This is a genomic window from Paraburkholderia sp. RL18-101-BIB-B (assembly GCF_046026985.1).
In the GTDB taxonomy this organism is placed as follows: Bacteria; Pseudomonadota; Gammaproteobacteria; order Burkholderiales; family Burkholderiaceae; genus Paraburkholderia.
The window spans coordinates 72,905-78,904 of record NZ_JARESV010000038.1 but is presented as its reverse complement, the minus strand read 5'-3'; the positions used below and the strand labels follow the sequence as shown (position 1 = coordinate 78,904).

Genomic DNA, 6,000 nt, shown 5'->3' with positions numbered 1-6,000 from the left:
GCGCAATCCGCTGCGGCGCTCCGTCGGGCGTGGCCGATTCAGGGGAAAGCGCCGGCAGAGCCGGCGCCGTCGACTGGCGCGTCACCAACTATCAGGCGATCAGGCGCGCTTGAAGACCAGCGTGCCGTTCGTGCCGCCGAACCCGAACGAGTTCTTCAGCGCGACGTCGATCTTCATCTCCCGCGCGGTGTTGGCGCAGTAGTCCAGGTCGCACTCGGGATCCTGGTTGAAGATGTTGATCGTCGGCGGCGACACCTGATGATGCACGGCCAGCACGGTGAACACCGACTCCAGACCGCCGGCGCCGCCCAGCAGGTGACCCGTCATCGACTTGGTCGAGTTCACGACCATGTCTTTGGCGTGGTCGCCGAAAGCGCGCTTGATGCCGGTTGTTTCGGCCAGGTCGCCAAGCGGCGTGGACGTGCCGTGCGCGTTCAGGTAGTTCACCTGATCCGTGTTGATGCCCGCGTTCTTCAACGCAGCCAGCATACAGCGGCGGGCGCCGTCGCCGTCTTCCAGCGGCGCGGTCATGTGATAGGCGTCGCCGCTCATCCCATAGCCGCTGACTTCGGCGTAAATCTTCGCGCCGCGCGCCTTCGCGTGTTCGTACTCTTCGAGCACCATCACGCCGGCGCCCTCGCCCAGCACGAAACCGTCGCGATCCTTGTCCCACGGACGGCTCGCCGTTGCCGGATCGTCATTGCGTTGCGACAGCGCGCGCGCCGCCGCAAAGCCGCCGATACCGAGCGGCGACACGGTCGATTCCGCACCGCCCGCGATCATCACGTCGGCGTCGCCGTATTCGATCAGACGCGAAGCCTCGCCGATACAGTGCAGGCCGGTGGTACAGGCGGTGACGATCGCCAGATTCGGGCCTTTGATGCCGAACTTGATCGACAGATGGCCGGAGATCATGTTGATGATCGACGCCGGCACGAAGAACGGCGAAATCCGGCGCGGGCCGCGATTGAGCAGTTCGGTTTGCGTCACTTCGATCATCGGCAGACCGCCGATGCCCGAACCGACCACCACGCCGATACGCTCCGAATTCTCGTCGGTGACTTCGAGGCCACTGTCCTGCATCGCCTGGATGCCTGCAGCCACGCCGTAGTGGATGAACGTATCCATGTGGCGCGCTTCCTTACCGGGGATGTAGTCCTCGATATTGAAGCCCTTCACCTCGCCGGCGAAACGAGTCGAAAAGTTCGACGCATCGAACTTCGTGATATTGGCAATACCCGACTTGCCGGCGACCAGATTGGCCCAGCCGTCGGCAACATTATTGCCAACAGGCGAAATCAGCCCCAGGCCTGTAACAACAACACGACGGCGGCTCACGGTAACCCCTTTTTCATAGATGACAAAAGCAAAAGCCACAGCGGCCACAGGAACTTGCCCTGTATGCCCTGTGGCTGTTTAACTCGGCAATCGCGCGAAAAATTGCGCAGTCAACATCGCTGGCTCCTGCTTGGCAAAACGCGCGGCAAAAAACGCCAACCCTGCTGGCGTCGGCAACCGACACGGCAGGGCGTCATACGCCGCCAACGCAGAAACGCGGGCGCGAATGACCTTAGGCCTTGACGTTCGCGCGAGCGTAGTCGATCGCTTGCTGAACGGTGGTGATCTTCTCGGCTTCTTCATCCGGAATTTCCATGCCGAATTCGTCTTCGAGGGCCATCACGAGCTCAACGGTGTCGAGCGAGTCGGCGCCGAGGTCGTTCACGAACGAAGCTTCGTTCTTGATCTCAGCTTCTGCAACGCCCAGTTGTTCTGCGACAATTTTCTTGACGCGCTGTTCGATATTGTCCATTACCCCTCCAAGGGAAAAGAAGTTCAAAAATACAGGTGCGCGCATTTTATCAGGTTTGACCCGGCAAAAAAGCGGCGCATCGGGTTGCTGTCAAGGCATGCGCCTTACGCATTTACAAACGCATCAAGGCGCGGATAGTAACCGAATTTGGTTACGCCATGTACATTCCGCCGTTCACATGCAGTGTCGTGCCGGTGATATACCCGGCTTGCGGCGATGCCAGAAACGCCACGGCGTGCGCAATATCTTCCGGGCTGCCGAGGCGGCCCAGCGGAATCTGCGTTTTCAGCGCCGCTTGCTGCTCTTCCGGCAGAGTCTTGGTCATGTCGGTATCGATGAAGCCCGGCGCCACGCAATTCACCGTTATGCCGCGGCTGCCGATCTCGCGTGCGAGCGCGCGGGTCATGCCCGCCACGCCCGCTTTCGCGGCCGCGTAATTGATCTGCCCAGGGTTGCCGGCCGAGCCGACCACCGACGTGATGTTGATGATGCGGCCGCCCTTCGCCTTCATCATGGGACGCAGCACCGCGCGCGACAGACGGAACACCGACTTGAGGTTGGTGTCGACCACCGCGTCCCAATCGTCGTCCTTCATGCGCATCGCGAGTTGATCCTGCGTGATGCCGGCGTTGTTCACCAGCACGTGCAGTGCGCCGAATTCCTTTACCGTGCCGTCGATCAGCGCTTCCGCCGCAGCCGCGTCGTTCACGTTGAGCACCGCGCCGCGGCCGTTCACGCCGGCCGCGTTAAACGCTTCGCTGATGGCGGCCGCGCCGCTTTCGCTGGTCGCCGTGCCGATCACCGTCGCGCCCTGGCGCGCCAGTTCCATGGCGATCGCACGGCCAATGCCGCGCGACGCGCCGGTGACGATTGCGATCTGCTTGTCGAGAGTCTTTTCCATCTGTCAGTCCGGATGCCCTTCGGAGGGCTGATTGATTCTTGATGCGCAGCCCTGATGCCGTCGCGAAGCGCCTGCTGCCAGGTGCCGCGCGACGTTGCGTTCAGCCTGCCTTCACGAGTTTGAGCGTTTCTTCGAGCGAAGCCGGATCGAAAATCGACGCACCAACCAGGTTGCCGTCGATGCGCTTGGTCAGACCCGCAAGGACCTTGCCCGGACCGCATTCGATCACATGCGTGACGCCTTGAGCCGACATGGCCTGCACGCTTTCGACCCAACGCACCGCGCCGGCCGCCTGGCGCACCAATGCGTCCTTGATCCCGGCCGGCTCGTTGACCACTGCGACGTCGACGTTGTTGATCACCGGAATCGCCGGCACCTGCACGTCGACACTTGCCAGATACTCACGCAACTGATCCGAGGCCGGCTTGAGCAGCGACGAGTGAAACGGCGCCGAGACCGGCAGCGGCAACGCGCGCTTTGCGCCCTTCGCCTTGGCGACTTCGCAAGCCTTTTCGACCGCGGCTTTATGGCCCGCGATCACAACCTGCGCCGGCGCATTGAAATTCACCGCTTCGACGACGCCCACGACCGACGCTTCGGCACACACCGCGCGCACCGTGTCGTCGTCGAGACCGAGAATTGCGGCCATGCCGCCTTCACCGACCGGCACGGCCGTTTGCATGGCTTGCGCGCGAAAACGCACGAGCGGCACGGCATCGCGAAACGCGATCGCGCCCGCCGCGACCAGCGCCGTGTATTCGCCGAGGCTGTGGCCAGCGACGAGCGCCGGCTTCGGGCCGCCAGCCTGCAGCCAAGCGCGATACATCGCGTAAGCGGCGGTCAGCATGACCGGCTGGGTGTTGGTCGTGAGGTTCAGATCTTCGGTGGGGCCTTCGGCGATCAGCTTGCCGAGGTCCTGATTGAGCGCATCGGAGGCTTCCTGAACCGTTTCACGCACGACCGCGTGATCGGCGAATGCGTTGAGCATGCCGACCGACTGCGAACCTTGCCCAGGAAAAACGAACGCAAATTTCATATCGTCCCCAAAATCGATTTATCCAGATGTGGGTGGCGCGCTCAGTTGACGGCGAGCGCGCTCAAGCGTAGTCGAGCGCCGCGAAGCGCGCTCGCCATAACGTCGCCGCTATCAGTAGCGGATAACCGACGCGCCCCACGTGAAGCCGCCGCCGACACCTTCGATCAGCACGTTCTGGCCGCGCTTGATGCGGCCGTCGCGCACCGCGACGTCGAATGCGAGCGGAATGGACGCAGCCGACGTGTTGCCGTGCTCGCCCACCGTGACGACCATGCGTTCCTGCGGCAAGCCGAGCTTGCGGCAGGTGCTTTGCATGATGCGGATATTCGCCTGATGCGGAATCAGCCAGTCGACCTGTTCAGCCGACAGATTGGCTTTCTCGAGCGCTTCGACCGCGACCTTTTCGAGCACGTTGACGGCGAGCTTGAACACGGCCTGCCCGTCCATATGCAGGAACGCGCTACCGGCCACCACACCGCCATTCACGTTGCCCGGCGTGCAGAGAATGTTCGAATGGCTGCCATCCGCGTGCAACGCGCTTGCCAGCACGCCCGGTTCTTCGGACGCCTGCAGGATCACCGCGCCCGCGCCGTCGCCGAACAGCACGCACGTGGTGCGGTCGTTGAAGTCGAGAATGCGTGAGAAGGTTTCCGCACCGATCACGAGCGCCGTGCGATGCTGACCGCTGCGAATGAAGCTGTCCGCCGTGGCGACCGCATAAGCAAACCCGGAACAGACGGCCTGCACGTCGAATGCCGCGCCGTGATTCTTGATGCCGAGCTTGTTTTGCAACAGGCACGCCGTGCTCGGGAACACAAAGTCCGGCGTGGAGGTGGCGACGATGATCAGATCGATGGACTGCGGGTCGATATCCGCGGCTTCGATCGCGCGTTGCGAAGCGATGAGCGCCAGATCGCTGGTCGTGACATCAGGGTCCGCGAAGTGGCGCGCATGAATGCCCGTGCGGGCGACGATCCACTCGTCGCTCGTCTCGACGCCCTGCTTGGCGAGACGTTCGGCCAGATCCTGATTGGTGACGCGTTGGGACGGCAGATAGCTGCCGGTGCCCAGCACGCGGGAATAAATTGTCGATTGAGCCATTATGCCTTCGAGGATTGCGCAGCGTAGGGCTCGGCGGGCTGGCCTGCGATCGGGCTTGCGTGACCCGCACCGCTCGCGTCGCGCGCCGCCTGTTCGAGAGAACCCGCATTCTCTTCCATCGCTCGCGCAAGGCGTTCCAGCACGCCGTTTTTGACGGCATCATACCCGCGTTTGATAGCCCACTCAAACCCGTAAGCATCTGCCGAACCGTGGCTTTTGATCACCAGCCCGCGCAGGCCGAGCAACGCGGCGCCATTGTATTGCCGATGATCGACGCGTTTCTTGAAGCGCATCAATACCGGCAAGGCGAGCACCGCCATCACTTTGGTGAGCCACGAACGGCCGAACTCTTCCTTGATGATGTTGGACAGCATCTGCGCGAGGCCTTCCGACGTCTTCAGGGCGACATTGCCGACAAAACCGTCGCAAACGATCACGTCGACCGTACCCTTGAAGATATCGTTACCTTCAACGTTACCGTGAAAGTTAAGTGTACTCGCGCGCAGCAGTTCGCCGGCACGTTTGATGGTGTCGTTGCCCTTGATGACTTCTTCGCCGATGTTCAGTAGGCCGATGGTGGGCCGATCCTTACCCTCGAGCGCGGACACGAGCGCGTGCCCCATCTCCGCGAATTGCAGCAGATGCTGCGGCTCGCAGTCGACGTTGGCGCCCAGGTCGAGCATCATCGTGTAGCCATTGGGATTGGGCAGCGCCGACGCGATGGCCGGGCGTTCGATGCCCGACAGCGTTTTCAGCACATAGCGCGAGACCGCCATCAGCGCGCCGGTATTGCCGGCGGAAATGCAGGCTTGCGCCTCGCCTTCCTTGACGCGGTTCAGCGCCACGCGCATGGACGAATCTTTTTTCTTGCGCAGCGCGACTTCGACCGGATCGTCCATGGCGACGATCTCGGAAGCGGATACGACGGTCAGCGCCGGCAGGTCTTGAGCCTTCAACTTTTTCAGCTGCGCACGAATCGCACTTTCAATGCCGACGAGCAGCAATTGCGCGTCGGGATGCGAACGAACGAAGTTGACGGCAGCGGGAACGGTCACGGACGGGCCGTGGTCGCCTCCCATGCAATCTATCGTGAGCTTTACTGTCATGGAGTGCGACGAATTTCAGACGCCCTGCATGGGATCATAGCAAGCG

Annotated in this window: 6 protein-coding genes; all 6 read right to left on the bottom strand. The window is 62.3% G+C overall.

Annotated features, from left to right (window positions below):
- Positions 1-99 precede the first annotated feature (99 nt).
- Positions 100-1,338 (bottom strand): beta-ketoacyl-ACP synthase II, encoded by a 1,239-nt coding sequence (gene fabF / locus P0D73_RS34725; RefSeq protein ID WP_132373574.1) that lies wholly within the window; start codon positions 1,336-1,338, stop codon positions 100-102.
- A gap of 232 nt (positions 1,339-1,570) precedes the next feature.
- Positions 1,571-1,810 carry an acyl carrier protein gene (gene acpP / locus P0D73_RS34720; RefSeq protein WP_004197638.1) on the bottom strand — a complete coding sequence of 80 codons (240 nt, stop codon included), beginning with the start codon at positions 1,808-1,810 and terminating at the stop codon, positions 1,571-1,573.
- Positions 1,811-1,961: 151 nt separating this feature from the next.
- Complete coding sequence (fabG, locus tag P0D73_RS34715) at positions 1,962-2,711, bottom strand: 3-oxoacyl-ACP reductase FabG (RefSeq protein WP_132373573.1); 750 nt, start codon at positions 2,709-2,711, stop codon at positions 1,962-1,964.
- 100 nt (positions 2,712-2,811) lie between these two features.
- Positions 2,812-3,747 (bottom strand): ACP S-malonyltransferase, encoded by a 936-nt coding sequence (fabD, locus tag P0D73_RS34710; protein WP_408181046.1) that lies wholly within the window; start codon positions 3,745-3,747, stop codon positions 2,812-2,814.
- Between the two features lie 111 nt (positions 3,748-3,858).
- Positions 3,859-4,848 (bottom strand): beta-ketoacyl-ACP synthase III, encoded by a 990-nt coding sequence (locus P0D73_RS34705; protein ID WP_132373571.1) that lies wholly within the window; start codon positions 4,846-4,848, stop codon positions 3,859-3,861.
- On the bottom strand, positions 4,848-5,954 hold the full coding sequence (gene plsX, locus P0D73_RS34700) for a phosphate acyltransferase PlsX (protein WP_408181047.1): 1,107 nt from the start codon (positions 5,952-5,954) through the stop codon (positions 4,848-4,850). The genes P0D73_RS34705 and plsX overlap by 1 nt, the downstream gene beginning before the upstream one ends.
- Positions 5,955-6,000 lie beyond the last annotated feature (46 nt).

Bases quoted from the DNA above. Each gene is read 5' to 3' on its own strand.
- plsX (WP_408181047.1), bottom strand. From the start codon at position 5,954: ATGACAGTAAAGCTCACGATAGATTGCATGGGAGGCGACCACGGCCCG.
- fabD (WP_408181046.1), bottom strand. From the start codon at position 3,747: ATGAAATTTGCGTTCGTTTTTCCTGGGCAAGGTTCGCAGTCGGTCGGC.
- fabG (WP_132373573.1), bottom strand. From the start codon at position 2,711: ATGGAAAAGACTCTCGACAAGCAGATCGCAATCGTCACCGGCGCGTCG.
- P0D73_RS34705 (WP_132373571.1), bottom strand. From the start codon at position 4,848: ATGGCTCAATCGACAATTTATTCCCGCGTGCTGGGCACCGGCAGCTAT.
- acpP (WP_004197638.1), bottom strand. From the start codon at position 1,810: ATGGACAATATCGAACAGCGCGTCAAGAAAATTGTCGCAGAACAACTG.